Annotated in this window: 12 protein-coding genes; 6 read left to right on the top strand and 6 right to left on the bottom strand. The window is 37.9% G+C overall.

Going from position 1 to position 15,007, the window contains the following annotated elements; all coding sequences use genetic code 11:
- The first annotated feature begins 300 nt into the window (after positions 1-300).
- Positions 301-1,941, top strand: coding sequence for a HEAT repeat domain-containing protein (locus MSBR3_RS02970; RefSeq protein WP_048106341.1), 1,641 nt, complete (start codon positions 301-303; stop codon positions 1,939-1,941).
- A 180-nt stretch (positions 1,942-2,121) separates the two neighbouring features.
- Here MSBR3_RS02970 and MSBR3_RS02975 read toward each other — a convergent pair whose 3' ends face one another.
- Both MSBR3_RS02975 and MSBR3_RS02980 read right to left on the bottom strand, forming a co-directional pair.
- The gene (locus MSBR3_RS02975; protein ID WP_052723248.1) at positions 2,122-2,544 is read right to left on the bottom strand and encodes a hypothetical protein; all 423 of its coding nucleotides are present in this window, start codon (positions 2,542-2,544) and stop codon (positions 2,122-2,124) included.
- A gap of 661 nt (positions 2,545-3,205) precedes the next feature.
- Entirely contained in the window at positions 3,206-3,583 is a 378-nt protein-coding gene (locus tag MSBR3_RS02980; RefSeq protein ID WP_048106342.1) for a hypothetical protein, read from the bottom strand.
- A gap of 1,123 nt (positions 3,584-4,706) precedes the next feature.
- On the opposite strand from MSBR3_RS02980, the gene MSBR3_RS02985 reads away from it, so the two are divergent.
- From MSBR3_RS02985 to MSBR3_RS02995, 3 genes are all read left to right on the top strand, one after another.
- Complete coding sequence (locus MSBR3_RS02985; RefSeq protein WP_230627725.1) at positions 4,707-5,153, top strand: ArsR/SmtB family transcription factor; 447 nt, start codon at positions 4,707-4,709, stop codon at positions 5,151-5,153.
- 199 nt (positions 5,154-5,352) lie between these two features.
- Positions 5,353-6,429, top strand: coding sequence for a hypothetical protein (locus MSBR3_RS02990; RefSeq protein ID WP_052723249.1), 1,077 nt, complete (start codon positions 5,353-5,355; stop codon positions 6,427-6,429).
- 92 nt (positions 6,430-6,521) lie between these two features.
- Positions 6,522-7,913, top strand: coding sequence for a helix-turn-helix transcriptional regulator (locus MSBR3_RS02995; RefSeq protein WP_052723250.1), 1,392 nt, complete (start codon positions 6,522-6,524; stop codon positions 7,911-7,913).
- Positions 7,914-8,121: 208 nt separating this feature from the next.
- Here the strand turns inward: MSBR3_RS02995 and MSBR3_RS03000 are convergent, their stop codons facing one another.
- From MSBR3_RS03000 to thiM, 3 genes are all read right to left on the bottom strand, one after another.
- Entirely contained in the window at positions 8,122-8,757 is a 636-nt protein-coding gene (locus MSBR3_RS03000) for a DUF2284 domain-containing protein (protein WP_080942180.1), read from the bottom strand.
- A 578-nt stretch (positions 8,758-9,335) separates the two neighbouring features.
- Positions 9,336-10,004, bottom strand: a complete 669-nt coding sequence (gene thiE / locus MSBR3_RS03005) for a thiamine phosphate synthase (RefSeq protein ID WP_048106344.1) — start codon at positions 10,002-10,004, stop codon at positions 9,336-9,338.
- 170 nt (positions 10,005-10,174) lie between these two features.
- Positions 10,175-10,960, bottom strand: coding sequence for a hydroxyethylthiazole kinase (gene thiM, locus MSBR3_RS03010; RefSeq protein WP_048106346.1), 786 nt, complete (start codon positions 10,958-10,960; stop codon positions 10,175-10,177).
- A 943-nt stretch (positions 10,961-11,903) separates the two neighbouring features.
- Between thiM and MSBR3_RS03015 the strand changes: the two genes are divergently transcribed.
- Positions 11,904-12,281 (top strand): response regulator, encoded by a 378-nt coding sequence (locus MSBR3_RS03015; protein ID WP_048106348.1) that lies wholly within the window; start codon positions 11,904-11,906, stop codon positions 12,279-12,281.
- Between the two features lie 400 nt (positions 12,282-12,681).
- Positions 12,682-13,659, top strand: a complete 978-nt coding sequence (locus MSBR3_RS03020) for an NADH:flavin oxidoreductase (protein ID WP_048106349.1) — start codon at positions 12,682-12,684, stop codon at positions 13,657-13,659.
- 19 nt (positions 13,660-13,678) lie between these two features.
- On the opposite strand, the gene MSBR3_RS03025 is transcribed toward MSBR3_RS03020, so the two are convergent.
- Positions 13,679-14,533 carry an NmrA family NAD(P)-binding protein gene (locus MSBR3_RS03025; RefSeq protein ID WP_048106350.1) on the bottom strand — a complete coding sequence of 285 codons (855 nt, stop codon included), beginning with the start codon at positions 14,531-14,533 and terminating at the stop codon, positions 13,679-13,681.
- Between the last annotated feature and the right edge of the window lie 474 nt (positions 14,534-15,007).

Genomic DNA, 15,007 nt, shown 5'->3' on the forward strand with positions numbered 1-15,007 from the left:
ATCTAAAAGTTCATATATCTTAAAATATAACATATTTTAAAATGTTGAATATCAAGAGCTTAGTTCAATGGTGTAAATAAGGGACATCTGCAACTTTTCAGGCTCGTTTAAACAGATGGGGTCAGTTACGTAAAATCATACATACCGGGCTAGGAAACCAGGAATTAAAAACATCAATTTTAAAAATTAAAAGACTCGATGACATCCTATTAATTTTGAGCCTATTGGGCTGCATACTCTAAAATATTTTATTTCATGACTGGTCCTGATAAGCTTATACTACTGGGGGATAGAAGGAAAATGGATGACAATATAAAGAATCTTATTAAAAAGTTAGAACGCTCAGTCTTTGCAGGAAACCGGGCAATTGCTGCTGAAGAACTTGGAAAGCTAGGAGATTCTTATGCTTTACCTGCGCTGATTGAAGCACTTAATGACTCAAACCCAAAGGTGAGAGTTGCCGCCGCAGAAGCCCTGGGAAAGTTCAATATACCCGGAGCTGTTCCCGGCCTTATAAAAGCACTTAATGATCCTGATAGTCCTGTGAAAAAGACTGCAATTACTTCCCTTGAAAAAATAGGTACATCTGAAGCTATCTCAGGCATTGTGAAATGTTTCGGGGACAGGGATAGGTTTGTCCAGAAAGAAGCAGTAAAATCCTTAATGAGGATAGGTTCAAAAGATGCTATCAGTGGCCTTGAAAAAGCTCTGGCATATCCAGATGATTCGCTTAGAAGGATTTCAATAATAGCCCTTGGGAAAATTGACACTTATGAAGCCGCTAACTGTCTTGTAAAGGCAATTGAAAACTCGGATCACAAAATAAGGCAGCAAGCCGCCGAAACATTGGGAAAAAGAGGGAAATCGGATGTGCTTGATGAGCTGATGGAAATCCTCAGGGACCCTAGACAATCTGTACAAGAAACTGCATCCGAAACGCTTTGCAAAATTGTAAGTGTTTCAACTTCAGTGCCTGTGATTGTAAAGGCGCTCGGAGCTTCGAGCAGGGATGTAAGAAAAGTTTCAATTGAAGTCCTCTGGAAGATAGGAACGCCTGAAGCAGTTTCAGGGCTTTTGAGAGCTCTGGATGACCCCGACTGGTATCTGAGAAGCCGTGCTGCAGATGCCCTGGGAGATATAGGTTCTCCTGAAGCAGCTCGAGGACTGGTTAAAGCTTTTGATATATATGAAAACTCTGTAAGGAAGGCGATTACCTGTGCTCTTGGAAAAAGCGGAACGCCTGAAGCCATAGAAGGGCTGATTAAAGCTCTTAACGACCCTGATAGTTCGGTCAGAGAATCAGCAGTTCTGGGTCTTGGAAAAGCAGGCACCCCTGAGGCCATCTCAGGTCTTTTAAAAGCTCTGGATGACACTAAGGCAGCAGTGAGAGAAGCTGCAGCTTCCGCGCTTGGAGATCTCAAAGCGCAGCAAGCTGTTCCGAAATTCGTGGAAATTATTGAGAACCCTGACAGTCCGATGCAAAAAATCGCGATCTGTTCACTTGAGAAAATTGGTACCCAGGAGGCAGTTTCAGGGCTTATTAGAGCTACTGGAAGTCCAGATGCCTGCGTGCGAAGGGCTGCATTGAAAGCTCTTGAAAAAATTAATAAATTCAATTCCTCACCTGCAACTACTAATGATAAAACCGAAACCCCTGGAAAGGAGCTTATTCTTAGTAATTGTTTGAAGGGTGATGATTCTGAAGTTCCGACTGAAACTTCAAATCTCTCAGATGAGATCTGTAGTATGAGTTCTCTAAAAGAACTTGAACTTTCAATTTCTGTTGAAGAAACCAAGGAGTCAAGAGCCCACCAAAGCGCAAGTTACAAGAAAGAGAAAGGAATCGGGATGACCTGCCCATACTGCTCCAGAAACCTGAATCTCCCCACTGCCCCCAACTTCTGTCCTTTCTGCGGAATGAAGTTGAAGTTGAAATACTAAAGCTAGCCACTTTTCCAGGGAAAAATAGTCGTTGTGATCACACTCCTTTTGAAAAATGCTTGCCCGCAAGCCTTTTCAAAAAAGGCTTGAGCGAAAACCCAAAAAGTATTTGGATTTGAGAACCTTATCCCCTAGCCCTATCGGCGTGATCAACCGGCGCAACGGTTGCGGTCAAACAAACTAATTCAGAGACAAAAGGTGCTGAACTTTAATCAGGAGGTTTGGCTTTACAGAGGTACGTTCTTGAGCAGTTTCGGTCATCTCAGTCATGTTCTGGAGAGAATCCATGATAACAGCCTTAACGTCAGTAAAATTTTCCTCAGTTATATTTTCAAACAGGATAAGACAAAACCCATATTTTCCGTCAATCTCCGTTTGCATTTCATCAGGTTCAATATGCCTTCCATTATTTTCCATGCTCTTATTTGCCTGCCTGTTTCCAGACAAAACCTTCTGGAGATCAGATGCATTCGAAACCTTACCGACCTCACTATAGAGAGTTTGAGGTTCAGTAATTCTCTTACTGGTTGAGTCAAGCATGTCTGCCTGAATGTCAGTAAAGTTTTCTTCGTCTATATTCCTTGCAGGATAAAAGAAGGACAAGATCCCGGATCATAACTCAGGTCCGTCAAGTTTGTCAGGTTTTCGTTTTCTGAAGCAAAAACCCCCGAAGGGATAATATTCGATATAATCAACACCATCGCAAAACGGGAAATTAACTTTAATACTTTTACTGTTATAGATTGCCTCTGTTAATTACCGTGTTTTCCTGCTCTTTTGTCTCATCACTGTCTGACCTGTTGACAGAGTTTCGAAATCAACCGGATTAAATATAAGTTTATTTCAGAAATTGGAAAAATTATAAGGATTAATTTAAAGAATAAACTTTTTTTAACTTTATATCCTGAGAGAAGTTTTTGAATTTGTTGAGATTAACGCTTATCAGGATCCTTAAACACTTCGACCTTTAAATACTTCGTTTTTAAACAAAAGGAATAATTCGTAATCAGGATTTCTTATAAGGACCTGCGCAGTTGAGCCGAGAAAAAGTTATATGAAATTCCAAGTTGTCTAATCAATAGTACTTATGATAGACTGCTCATGTCTTATTTTGCTTCCCAACTGCGTAAGTCCAATCAAGAGAGGTTCTTTAAAACTGATTAAGTATTTTTTCGTTTTGAAATCCAACAGAGGGTTTTATGAGTCAGTCATGGTTTCACGAATCAACCTTAAGTATTCTCATATTAATTTTTTACCGTTTGTTTCAACGGAATCTATTATTATATTCGTTTAACCATTTCTTATGATTACCTTGCCATTTATTGTATCTGCTTTGCCATTTTTTATAGTTATCTTGCCATTTTTTATATTTATTTTCCCACTTCTTATAATCATCACCGTATTTGTTATTGTTCCATCTTTGTTTTTCGTTATCCCAGTTTCTTTGTTCGTTATTCCAACTTTTCTTCTCTTTTTCCCAACTATTCTGTTCATTTTCCCATTGCTTCTTTTCACTGCCCCATTGCTTCTGAGTTTTTTGCGAAGCTGCACTTACTGATGCAACAGTTACTGACGATACAAAAAAGACCAGTATCAAAATGCATACTGTCTTCTTAATTTTATCAACGATTTTCTTTCCCATATGCCCACTCCTTATTTTTTCTACCTCTTTTCACTACCTTATTTTCTTCTAATAGACTTTATTAATAGACATTTTTTATCTGTTTAATGTTGTTGTATCTGATTTGATGTAGTTTAGACTGTTTTTGATGTAGTTTAAACTGTTTTTGATGTAATTTTGAACTGTTTATTTTTTGATTTACTTCCGTGAGATATCTGTTGCAGGACAATATTTCACCAGTTAAATACTCCAATTTACACTTATAGAGCTACTGGCGATTTTTTAGGCCTAAATAAGACTTACACGCTTGATAAGCGAAACAAAAAAACATAAGCAAGTTACATAAGCAAGTTTATTGCAAGTTTATTGCAAGTTTATTGCAAGTGACTTGGAGTTTTTGCAAGTGACTCATTAGATGTCTTATAGTTTCACTCTACTTTTTCTCAGCTCAATTGTGTAATTCTTTTTTGATTCAATTGTCATACCGGCTATCTGACGGTTGCCCATCCGCCGATTGACAATTTTAAATTATATTATATTGAATATAAAATTGCTTACAGATGTAACATGACTAACAGAACTCACCTCGAAAAATAAGTATTTTTAAACCTTAAATTATATAAAAAAGCATAAATTTCATAATTAACACTTATTGGACGCTCTAGAGATCATATTATTAAATAAAATAAATATTATTTATCTGTCATCTTGGAGAGTTCGACTTGGATTGATTCTGAATTAAGTTTCCTAAGTGTCCTTATTTAATTCTTTATATAACTTTATAAAAGTATCAAATTATTATGTCGAAGCAAGAACAATTATAAATTTGAAAAGTAGCCCAATGTGAAAAAAATCTCAATTTGAGCTTTTAAAGGAAAATCAGCCTTTAAAACTAACTATTTAAGAGTTATAAAGGGTTAAATCCCAAAATATTCCTGTTTAAAGTGTGAATTGTAAATTTAATCTACTAATACTCCTGAAATAGTAAGTATTCTTTTATTTTTAAATCCAGATATAGCACCTCTGTCAGGAACATATCGATCAGTAACATCCCACCCATAGACCCAGAGATATACTGTAATTTTGTGCGTAATCAAAAACGATCAAGTATTTACAAAACATCGAGGAAGATTACGAGGAAACCATGTGTGTAAAGACCTGCAATATTAATTCGATAGTTCCTGACTCTACTCTCTACGAGTTAATTAAACGGACTTTGAAAATACTTAAATATGAGAAAAATGTAGCAGGGATAAAAATGCCTGATAACCCGGAGGAAAAAATGCTGATTTTGCAGCTTTCCGAAGATTCCAGAAAAATTGCCAGGCTTCTTTCAAGTGAAACTTCAGTCAGAATTCTTAAACTGCTTAATAAGAAGTCGATGTCGGCAGGAAACCTTGCCGATGAGCTTGGAGTGCGCCTGAATACTCTCAAATACAATCTGGACTCTCTTCTGGAAGCCGGAATGATTAGAGTAAGGCATGTAAAGTGGAGTCAAAAAGGAAGGGAAATAAAAGTTTATGAGGCAGCGAAAAAAGTAATTGTTTTTCTGCCTGCAAAAGAGAGTCTGGAAACTCCGATTTATTTATGAATTTCTGGCAAGATATCCCGGAAAACTCGGAGAAGCAGGAAATCCCAAAACTGTCCTGAAGTTAACTACAGGCTTCAGAGTTTTAGAACGATTCTATTGTTTCTAAGAAAGATTTTTAAAATAACCAACTATTAATATACGAACTCGATTAAAAGATACAGTTCAGCAATGAGTTCTATTCCATAGGACGTGGCCCAGTATGAAAATCAAATTTCTGTCCTTACTCCTTATACTCGCAGCCATTATCGTGGTCGTAGGCTGCGTTAATGAGGGGACTCAGAGCTTTTACTGTAAAGCTCCAGAAGATCTAACTAGGACTATTTTTTTCCCTTATATCGGGCTTCTGAACCACGGGGAATCCGAAATACCAGGCCCTCACCCCAATGGGCTCCCTCCAGACAGGTTTAATTCAGGCCCTGATTCCATTACTCTGAAAGATGCAACATTTCTTCTTGACAGAAACATCGAAAAAGCAGAAACGATTTCGTTAAAGCTTAAAGCCGGGATTGAGCGTTATAAAGCAGAAGGGGAAGATGTTAGAAGACTTGAAGCCCTGCTTGAAGAGTATAACCGTCTTATAAATGAAGCAAAGCAATATAGAGCCCTTGCGAATACAACTTCAGATGAGGAGAATAACAGCTCAATTGCGAATTCGAGTCAATGTAACAGTTCATCCGAAAATATGAAAGTAGACTATTTGATCCGGTCTCAGAAGAGTATGATGCAAGCTAATCATGTCCTGAGAGATATTTTCGAGGAACTTAATTCTTTAATGGGAAGCGAAGAACTCAACAACACATCCCGGCTTACTTCGACAGGAGAAGGAAAAGCTATTCTTATGGGCAGTTTCACCCTGAATATGCACCTGAAAGACGGAGAAATGGTAATAATGGGTCTTTCCAGGGACTCCGAGATTGATATAAACGGGGATTATACATTTGAAGAGAATACCGATATGTATGATACGGTGCGCCTTTACCATATAAATTCTGCTGATGTGAAGATCTCAGGTTCCCGCAAGACAGTAATGTTAAACAATGAAAATATTACCCTCACTGCGGATGGCGAGGGTTACGTAGCTTTCCAGGGAGACGGTACTTACAGTGTTGAAGAGGCAGGTAGGATAATGAAAGAAGATAAGTGGGCTAAACCTTTCTTTGAAGAAGGAATGAATTCCCAAAAGCACAAGCCTGACAGAAATGACAATAATACCGGGTATGAGCCGGATAAGAATGACAACGATAATAGTAATCGGCAAAGGAAGGGCATGAAGTAATACCATGCATCATGCTAACAGTGCTTATCCGAAAATAGAATGCAGGCAAGATTTTCTGGAGAAGCAGTGAACGTTCCAGGAGAATATTAAAAATGCCTGGAAAAATAGAAAATCAATATAAAACTCTGGGTCTATCGAAGATGAATTTAAGGCTGTATATTATTTGTATCGCTGCCGTACTTGCTTTATTAGCAGGACCTGCTTTAGCAGATAGTACGGCCACAGTTCATGGGACGGCATACAGATGGGATACCTTCGAGCCTCTAGATAATGCAGTGGTCGAGGTAAATTCTACTCCCTCACAGTCCATGGTAGCAAAATATGGTGTGTATTCGTTTAATCTGATGCCCGGAGATTATAATATTACAGCTAATTACTATGAGAACAGCAGTATTAAATATTCTGCAAATGAGAATATTACAGTTAAAGATCAAGGAAAATATTTACTGGATCTCCTGCTCCTTCCGGTTTATTCGGAAGAACTCATGAGCGATTCCGAACTAAACGGCCTTTCCGAAAACCAGAACAGAACTGCAAAAAGCGCCTCTAACACAACAGATTCGCTAACAGACATATCCACAAGTCCGACGGCAAGCAAAGGTAATTCTAGCAGCATGTATCTGGCCAATCAAAACATCATTGGCAATATAAATTTAAACTATCTGTTAATAGCAGTCATTTTACTTCTTATCCTGCTTGCAGCAGGCTACCGAGTTTCCAGAAAGAATAAAAAAATAGAGGAATATCAGCCTTTTAAAAGTGCACATAAAATCTCAGGTATGGGAGCAGATGAAAAAGGACATACTACAGGAGACTTTTTCAAACCAGTTAAGGTGCCCGAAATTTCGGTAGAAGTCTATGATGAAAGAGTAGGAGTTCCTCATGAGAGCTTAGAACCCGAGCTAAAATGGGATTCTCAGGTACAGGAATCTAGGACAAAGTCCTTTGAAACTTCGCCTTTAATAGAACCAATAGCAGATCCTGCGAAAGAGCCTGTAAAAGAATCGATAACGGAATCTCTGCAGGAGCCTGTAAAAGAATCAGTAAAAGAACCTGTTAATGAACATGTAAAGCCGATAGTAACAGAATTATCACCTGGAATCCCGGAACCGAAAGTTCAGGAGGACTTTGGAGGAATTAAAGCGGATTCTCAGGAAAATGAAATAAAACTACTTGAATCTGATCCGCAAAAAAAGAAACAGGGAGTCCCCTCTGAAGAAGCTGAGAATAAACCTGCAGAGAGTTCTGAAACTGAAACTCCTCTTTCCAGGAAGAAGCTCCCGCTTCCAGCAGACCTCCAGGAGGTCATGGATATAATTCGAGGCCAGGGAGGCAGGATCACACAGAAAGATTTACGCAGTAAGCTGAAATATTCCGAAGGAAAGGTTAGCCTCATGCTTGCAGACCTGGAAAGAAGAGAACTGATCGAGAAGTTCAAGCGGGGACGTGGGAATGTTGTTATCCTGAGAGATGAGGAGCGCTGAAACTCTGTGTTCTCATTTCTCAGTATTCATAATAATTTTTATATTCATATTTTGTAACTATTCAGGGTATAGTTATCGGCGCTCCTTTTATAATTATTTTTTACTTTTCTTATCAGGACAAAGAGGTATTTATTTTACTAGAAACTGACACATTGACACATTAAGTTTTTGATTGGTCTGAAGTAGAGTTCGATTATAATTGACAGTTTCAGTCAATAAACAGGATGGACATTGGTTCAGGCTGCCCTTTTATAGGAAATTCCAGAGGCATACCTGATTCCGCAGCCGTTTTCTTCATATTGATCCCGACAGCATGTTCCGGAATTCTTGCCATATTTGAATGGATACAGATTCCCTTTTCCACATTACATTTTTCACATAGCCTGCACGAACCGTTAACAAATGCGACAGCAAAAGTAAAACCTTCATTAAAAGCTGTTTTCTCAAGCTCCAGCATTGCAAACGCCATTTTCTTGCTATAGTCAAAATATTCTTCCCAGAACTTAGCGGCTTTTTCCCTTGTTTCCACAGGCTCTGCCGGGTCAAGCCAGGTTTTGTAAGGAGCTTTTGCAATTTCTTCATCTGCAACTGCAGGCGACCTGAACTTGACAAGCATAGCATAACTGTATTCTTTGAGGATTTCCCGAAACTCGTCAACAGTGGGAACATGCGGTGGACATGTCAGTTTTTTTCCGTATCCTATACAGCCCCTGCATTTTAAAACCACTCTTTTTTCTACAAAGACATTGTAAGTGGGAATTATCTTTGCGTCAATTGCTTCCAGTTCCATAGCTTTTTTCACAAGAAAGTCAAATTCCTCGGGTTTTATGTCTGTTGATGGCAAGTTAATTCCTTCTGAAAACTTGTTTTAAATTAAAAACGGTTTGATAGTCGTTATTATGTTAGAAAATAAGTACTTTCAGTTCAGAATACTATTTAATTGTATGCAAATATTTCTATTAATTTTATCTTTATTTACAAAAGTTGCCAGGTTGAGTTTTTCTCGGATGAAACTCTTCATTATTTTGTAAAAAATAGACTTGTAGCCGGTCTCAAGTTAAAATGCTCCCTTGTCCAAATGATCTTATTTCAATGAGATGCACTCTTTAGGTAAACTATATTAGTTAATCAGGTCTACCAAGTTCAGACTGTAATTGTAACATGCTGCTCTGATATTGTAGACATACTGTAGAGAATTTCGATAAACCCCTGTTTATGACTGGTTGCTTATAAATGGTATATAAGTAATTTCTTGAGATTAGAAGTTTATCGAAATTCTCTGTAATTTTTGGCATGCTACCCTGATATTGTAGACATACTGTAACTTTTGACATGCATTACTAATTTTCTAAAAGGCTTTAAATGGGAGCTTCTTCAGAAAACGCAGGCATGAGGCGGAAAAAAATAGAGAATAAATCCTTTTCACTCCTTCTTATGCTTTTTCGTTCTTCGAATCATATCAATAAAGTACTCAGTTTCTCTTTTTACATCGTCACTACATACAACTGCAGAAATTGCTACCAGGCTGTCAGCTCCGTTTTGAATAATACTTTCGCAGTTTTCTTTATTTATCCCGCCAATAGCAACTACAGGAATCTTTACTGCATCTTTAACTTCTCTTATTTTGAGAGGGCCGATTCCGTCCCCTGCATCTTTTTTCGTGGCAGTATCAAATATTGGACCAAGACCTATGTAGTCAGCCCCTAATTTTTCCGCAAGGACTGCTTCCTCCCTGTCATTTACACTAAGGCCGATTATCTTATCACCAAGGAGCTTTCTTGCTATTTCAACAGGCATATCGTCCTGGCCTATATGGACTCCGTCCGCATCAACCGCTAAAGCAACATCAATCCTGTCATTTACCAGAAGTATTGCCCTGGTGCTGCAAATCCTTTTAATTTCTGAAGCTTCTTCGACCATCTCTTTCGTACTTTTATCCTTTTCCCGGTACTGAACAATCCTGCAGCCTGACTCGACTGCCTCCCTTACATCGGATAAAGTCCCTTTCTTTGAAAGTCCGGAATCTGTCACGAGGTAGAAATCGATTTCTTTCAGAAGGGAACTTTTCCGGCTGAAGCCTTTCTGGTTCATGATACTTAACCCATCCCTTACTCACATTTTTTAAAAATGTATCTTTATAAAACATTTATATAAGATCTTTATAGAAGCCCTTTATAGAAGCTCTTTATAGAAGCCCTTTATAGAAGCCCTTTAAAATTGAAATTCTTCAGAACTTATTGTTTTTCTTTTTCTTTCTGAATTTACTGTTCTTCAAAGTTCATCATACTTTTTACTTTTTCATCCGATAAATTGAATACTTCATCATACAGGTTAATCTTGAAACTTCCTGGCCCGTTTGATTTCCTGGCTGCAAGTTCTCCTACAACTCCAAAGTAACATAGAGCTTCTCTGGACGCTTCGCAATAATCCGGATTAACTGAAGCAAACAAACCTATTACAGATGCAGCCATACATCCTGTTCCGACAATCGACCCCATAAGCTCATGCCCGTTCTTAACAATAAAAACCTTCTTTCCATCACTTATAATATCTTCTTTTCCTGTCATCACGATAACTGAGGATCTTAGTTTTGCAAATTGCTTCGCAATCTTTGCAGGGTCCGCATTAATTGAAGTTGCCTCAACCCCTTTAGTTTCAGCGCTTTCGCCTGCCAGCTTTGCAATTTCCGAGTAATTGCCTTTTATGATATCGATACGGACAGAGTCAAGGATTTTTGCAGCCATTTCATCCCTGAACTTCGTAGCTCCGACCCCTACGGCATCAAGCACGACCGGAATTTTCTTTTTGTTTGCAGCGGCAGCAGAGATAAGCATGGAATCAATGATTTCCGAGGTCAGGGTTCCTATATTAAGTACAAGAGCCGATGAAATCCCTGTCATCTCAGCACATTCCTCAGGGGCATGTGCCATTACAGGCAGCGCGCCAAAAGCTCTTGTCATATTTGCGCAGTCGTAGATAGTTACCCAGTTCGTTATATGATGTATGAGTGGTTTTGTTTCTCTTACTGTTTTTAATGGGTTGTTCATAGTATTCCTCAAAAACGTTTAAAACATGATTCATCCGCATATTGGCACTTGTGCCAGTTTAGATCAACATTATATAACCAGAAGTTATCTGCAATAAATTACTCATTTGTCATCTGCAGTAAATTACTCATTCGTCATCTGCAGTAAATTACTCATTCGTCATCTACAATAAATTACTCATTCGTCATCTGCAGTAAATTACTCATTCCTTACCCTTTCAATCTTTTCTTTGGAAAGGTTGTGGTCGAAATTTCCGAAGGAAAGATTATGTTACTTTTTTCTTACTTTTTCCACGCCTGTGTAAATATTCATTCCGGCTCCGGATAAAGCCAATACTAGTAAGGCCTGCTTTTTTCTATGTGCAGTGATTCGATATCCTCCGTTATAAATTGCGGATAATCCTCTCCATATATAAAAATTCTATTACAAACTCCTCAGGTAGCGTCGGAATTATCATAGCAGTTAGAGCATGGCGGCTGTTGATGAAGCGATATACCGAGTTTACATTTGTCCTTCGCCTGCATAAGCAGTCATTCTTCACTGGACAACGTTCGCTTTCTATAAATTTATACCACTCCTGGTTCTGAGCCGATTACTTTTTCTGGTTGTTTTCATTTGCCAGTGCCGTTAGTATTAAATTTTTAAGATAAATTTTTAAGATAAATTCACAATTGTGACTGTTCTGAATAGGATTGTATTGGTAAAAATACTTTTTCCTGAAACTTGTAGTTCGAAATAATGGTAGGGTTGCAGGAAGACCGAACATACTCTTCACGGACTTCAAATGAAAAAATTAATAAAGTTTAACGTCGTTTAGTTCCTTAAATTTAAGAGTAAGTTCTCATCTACAGGCAAGCTGAGAAGTACTCGACTGAAAAAAGCACATGTGAAAACTATGGAATAGTATAAGTATCTTACTAAAAATAAATAGAAGGACAAACAAATGGCACGGGTTATGATTGTAGAAAACGCCGAATTTATGAGAATAGCAATCCGGGATACGCTTTTTAAGCACGGGCATGAAGTGGTTGCTGAAGTAACTGATGACGAGGAAGTCATTGAAAAATATCTGGAGATAAAACCGGATCTCGTGTTAATGGACATAATGCTGCCGGATAACGTGCCAGACAACATGAATTGGAAAAAATTGCTGAACAAGTTTCTTATTATAGACCAAAAAGCAAAAATGGCAATGTTTTCATCTCTTGGCCAGCAGATCCTGATAACGGAATCTCTAAAGATAGGCGCTATGGGCTTTATGGTAAACCCTTTTGAACCCGGGATGCTGAAAATAATTAGAATAATTGCCGAGCCAAACTAACTTGAGAGTGAAAGTATGAATGAAAGTATAAATTGATTCCAAACTTTTGCAAGTTATTCGCTCATTACATGTTTTTAGTTCAAACAAGTTACAGTAGATACCCAAACAGTGTTAATAAGGTTTCTCAATTCTTTACTATGGATCCTTAAATTTTTGAGTTCTTAAATCTTTAAATTATTAAGTGCTTAAATTTTTTAAGCACCTTTTGTCAGATATTTTATTAGATATTTATTAGATGTTTTGTTAGATGTTTTGTTAGATATATAAATTGGGAAATCTGCAAAAATGTCATCTTGGTTCTTATTCTCCGAATTTTTGCGGTAAGAACCATATAGGAAGAAATCAAGGAGATTCATTAAAGTTCACTAACCCTAGAAGAAAGAAATTAGCAGGAAAATAAATGACTGAGATAACAGACGAACTAGTAATTCGTGGAAATCACATTAAAAATCGAATTGTGATGCCTCCTATGGTTACTTTTTCTTTCCACGGAGACAATGGATCTTACTATGGCAAGCAGCACATTGAGCACTATACAAAGCGTGCAAAAGGTGGTGCCGGCCTTATTATCGTGCAAGCGACCAGTGTTTTTGGGGCTGTAGATTCAACAGGTATGTGGTCAGCAGGTGATATCTCAGCTTTAAAGCAAATTGCAAGCAATTGCCATGAGTATAGTGTAATAGTAATGATGCAGCTTCATTGTGGTAATTTTGATATTAACGAGTTGTCAGCCGAAGACGTTCACTCAATGCAGAGAAATATGAAGCAGGCAGCCATTCGCGCCTGTGAGATGGATTTTGACGGCGTTGAGTATCATTTTGCCCACGGATATACCTTATGCAAATTTCTTGATGCTTCTTACAACCACCGAACAGACCAGTACGGAGGTGACGCCCTAAACAGGGCAAGGGTTTTAACACAAGTTCTACCGGAGATTCGAAACAATACTCATAAAAATTTTATTGTCAGCATACGCATGGGCGAGTATCTGCCTGAAAGTAAGGACGGCATTGAAGCAGCCAAAACCTTTGAGAAAGCGGGTATTGATTTATTGCATATTTCATTTGGCATGCAGCCTCCAACAAACCCGGTTCCCGATGGTTTCATATGCAGTCCTATAACCTATAGCGGCTGTAAGATCAAAAAAGAAGTAAAAATTCCGGTTATTGCAGTCAATGAAATCCGCACTGAAGAACAGGTGCGGTTCTTAATTGAAAATGATTATGTGGATTTTGCTGCTGTTGGCAGGGGTATGTTAGTTGACCCTGATTTTGCCAATCATGTGATAAATGGAGCACCTGTAAATACGTGCTTGGGATGTGAGAGGTGTTTCTGGTTTACTGATAGTACGCTTTGTCCGGCAGAAAATAAAAAATAATAACCTTCAATGAAAAAGGTTATACAATATTTTTCAAATAAGTTTTGAAACCCGTAGAAAAACGAATGGGATTAAATGCATCATTTTTAATTTTTCCTTCAATAACTGTTTTTGTCATAAGAATAAGATTATCTGCTGCGTCTTTTGAAAACCCGGCCTGTGTTAACGTACTCTCCCATTCTTCAGGTAATATTTGCTGCAAAGTTACGTTTCTGTTTAATATTTCTCTAAATATTTTTGCTATATCTAGAGAATTGTAATCACGGGGGCCCATTATTTCGTATATTCTTTCCTGTGGATTTTTACAGGTCATTACCTCAGCTAAGAATTTTGCAACATCAGGTGGAGCTATCATTGGCAACTCCATTTCAGGTGGAAAAAAAGTTGGCAGTATGCCGTTCTCCTGAACTAATTCTAAATATCCAAGCCAGTTACTGAAATAGTAAGCAGGCCGAACAAAAATCTGTTCAATTTCAAGATCGGAAAAGGCGTGTTCCAGCATGTAAGACGCCATCAGATTCCCAGTTCCTGCTTCGTGCTGTGCCCCCATGGAAGATAAACCAACAATTTTAGTGATTCCGGATGAAAAAACAGCCTCTCTATAATTGTTTATAATCATCTGGATTTCTTTTAAGCAATTTTTACATTCCGGATTTTCAGGAGTTAGCAGGAAAACTGAACTTCCTCCCTGAAAGGCTCTTTTTAAGGTTTCTGCATCAAAATAGTCTGCAATAACAACTTCAGCACCTTTATTTTTTAACTCCTGTACTTTAGAACTATCCCGAATAACGGCTCTTACCGGTTGACCTTTCTTTAAAAGATTCTCTGCAAGCATCGAACCTATCTGGCCTGTTGCTCCTAATATTATATTCATCTCATACCAACTCAGGTCCAAATTTATTATTTTTTATTTATGAGCTTATCCCAAAACCAATTTTATCTTCAAATTAGTAAGGTCTCAAAATTATTTTCGTAATCCGGAAATCGATTGATTATTTAGAGTACTTAATTTAAAGAAATAATCAATTGATTATTTGGAATCCCGAATTCAGAGAAGTAGTTTTGAGTTTTGGGATAAGCTCTATAATATCGTTTTAGGACCCCACATTGTCTGGAACTTCTGGTTTCCTAATGAAAAGCTTCTCTCAAACAGCTCCTGATAAGAATATCGTACTTGTAGATACATGAATTTGTTCAACCATACCCTCATCCTCTACTATCCTGTTACCGTAGATAGCAGATGTCTGATGAGTAACCACAGATAGCAGATGTTTGATGAGTTACCACAGATAGCAGATGCCTGATAACCTGGACTTTTTGGTGACCTGAGTTTCATTTTTAAGAAAAA

Origin of the sequence: Methanosarcina barkeri 3, assembly GCF_000970305.1 — an archaeon.
Lineage (GTDB): Archaea > Halobacteriota > Methanosarcinia > Methanosarcinales > Methanosarcinaceae > Methanosarcina > Methanosarcina barkeri_A.

Bases quoted from the DNA above. Each gene is read 5' to 3' on its own strand.
- MSBR3_RS02985 (WP_230627725.1), top strand. From the start codon at position 4,707: ATGTGTGTAAAGACCTGCAATATTAATTCGATAGTTCCTGACTCTACT.
- MSBR3_RS02990 (WP_052723249.1), top strand. From the start codon at position 5,353: ATGAAAATCAAATTTCTGTCCTTACTCCTTATACTCGCAGCCATTATC.
- thiM (WP_048106346.1), bottom strand. From the start codon at position 10,960: ATGAACAACCCATTAAAAACAGTAAGAGAAACAAAACCACTCATACAT.
- MSBR3_RS02995 (WP_052723250.1), top strand. From the start codon at position 6,522: ATGCCTGGAAAAATAGAAAATCAATATAAAACTCTGGGTCTATCGAAG.
- MSBR3_RS02980 (WP_048106342.1), bottom strand. From the start codon at position 3,583: ATGGGAAAGAAAATCGTTGATAAAATTAAGAAGACAGTATGCATTTTG.
- MSBR3_RS02970 (WP_048106341.1), top strand. From the start codon at position 301: ATGGATGACAATATAAAGAATCTTATTAAAAAGTTAGAACGCTCAGTC.
- MSBR3_RS03015 (WP_048106348.1), top strand. From the start codon at position 11,904: ATGGCACGGGTTATGATTGTAGAAAACGCCGAATTTATGAGAATAGCA.
- MSBR3_RS03020 (WP_048106349.1), top strand. From the start codon at position 12,682: ATGACTGAGATAACAGACGAACTAGTAATTCGTGGAAATCACATTAAA.
- MSBR3_RS03025 (WP_048106350.1), bottom strand. From the start codon at position 14,533: ATGAATATAATATTAGGAGCAACAGGCCAGATAGGTTCGATGCTTGCA.
- thiE (WP_048106344.1), bottom strand. From the start codon at position 10,004: ATGAACCAGAAAGGCTTCAGCCGGAAAAGTTCCCTTCTGAAAGAAATC.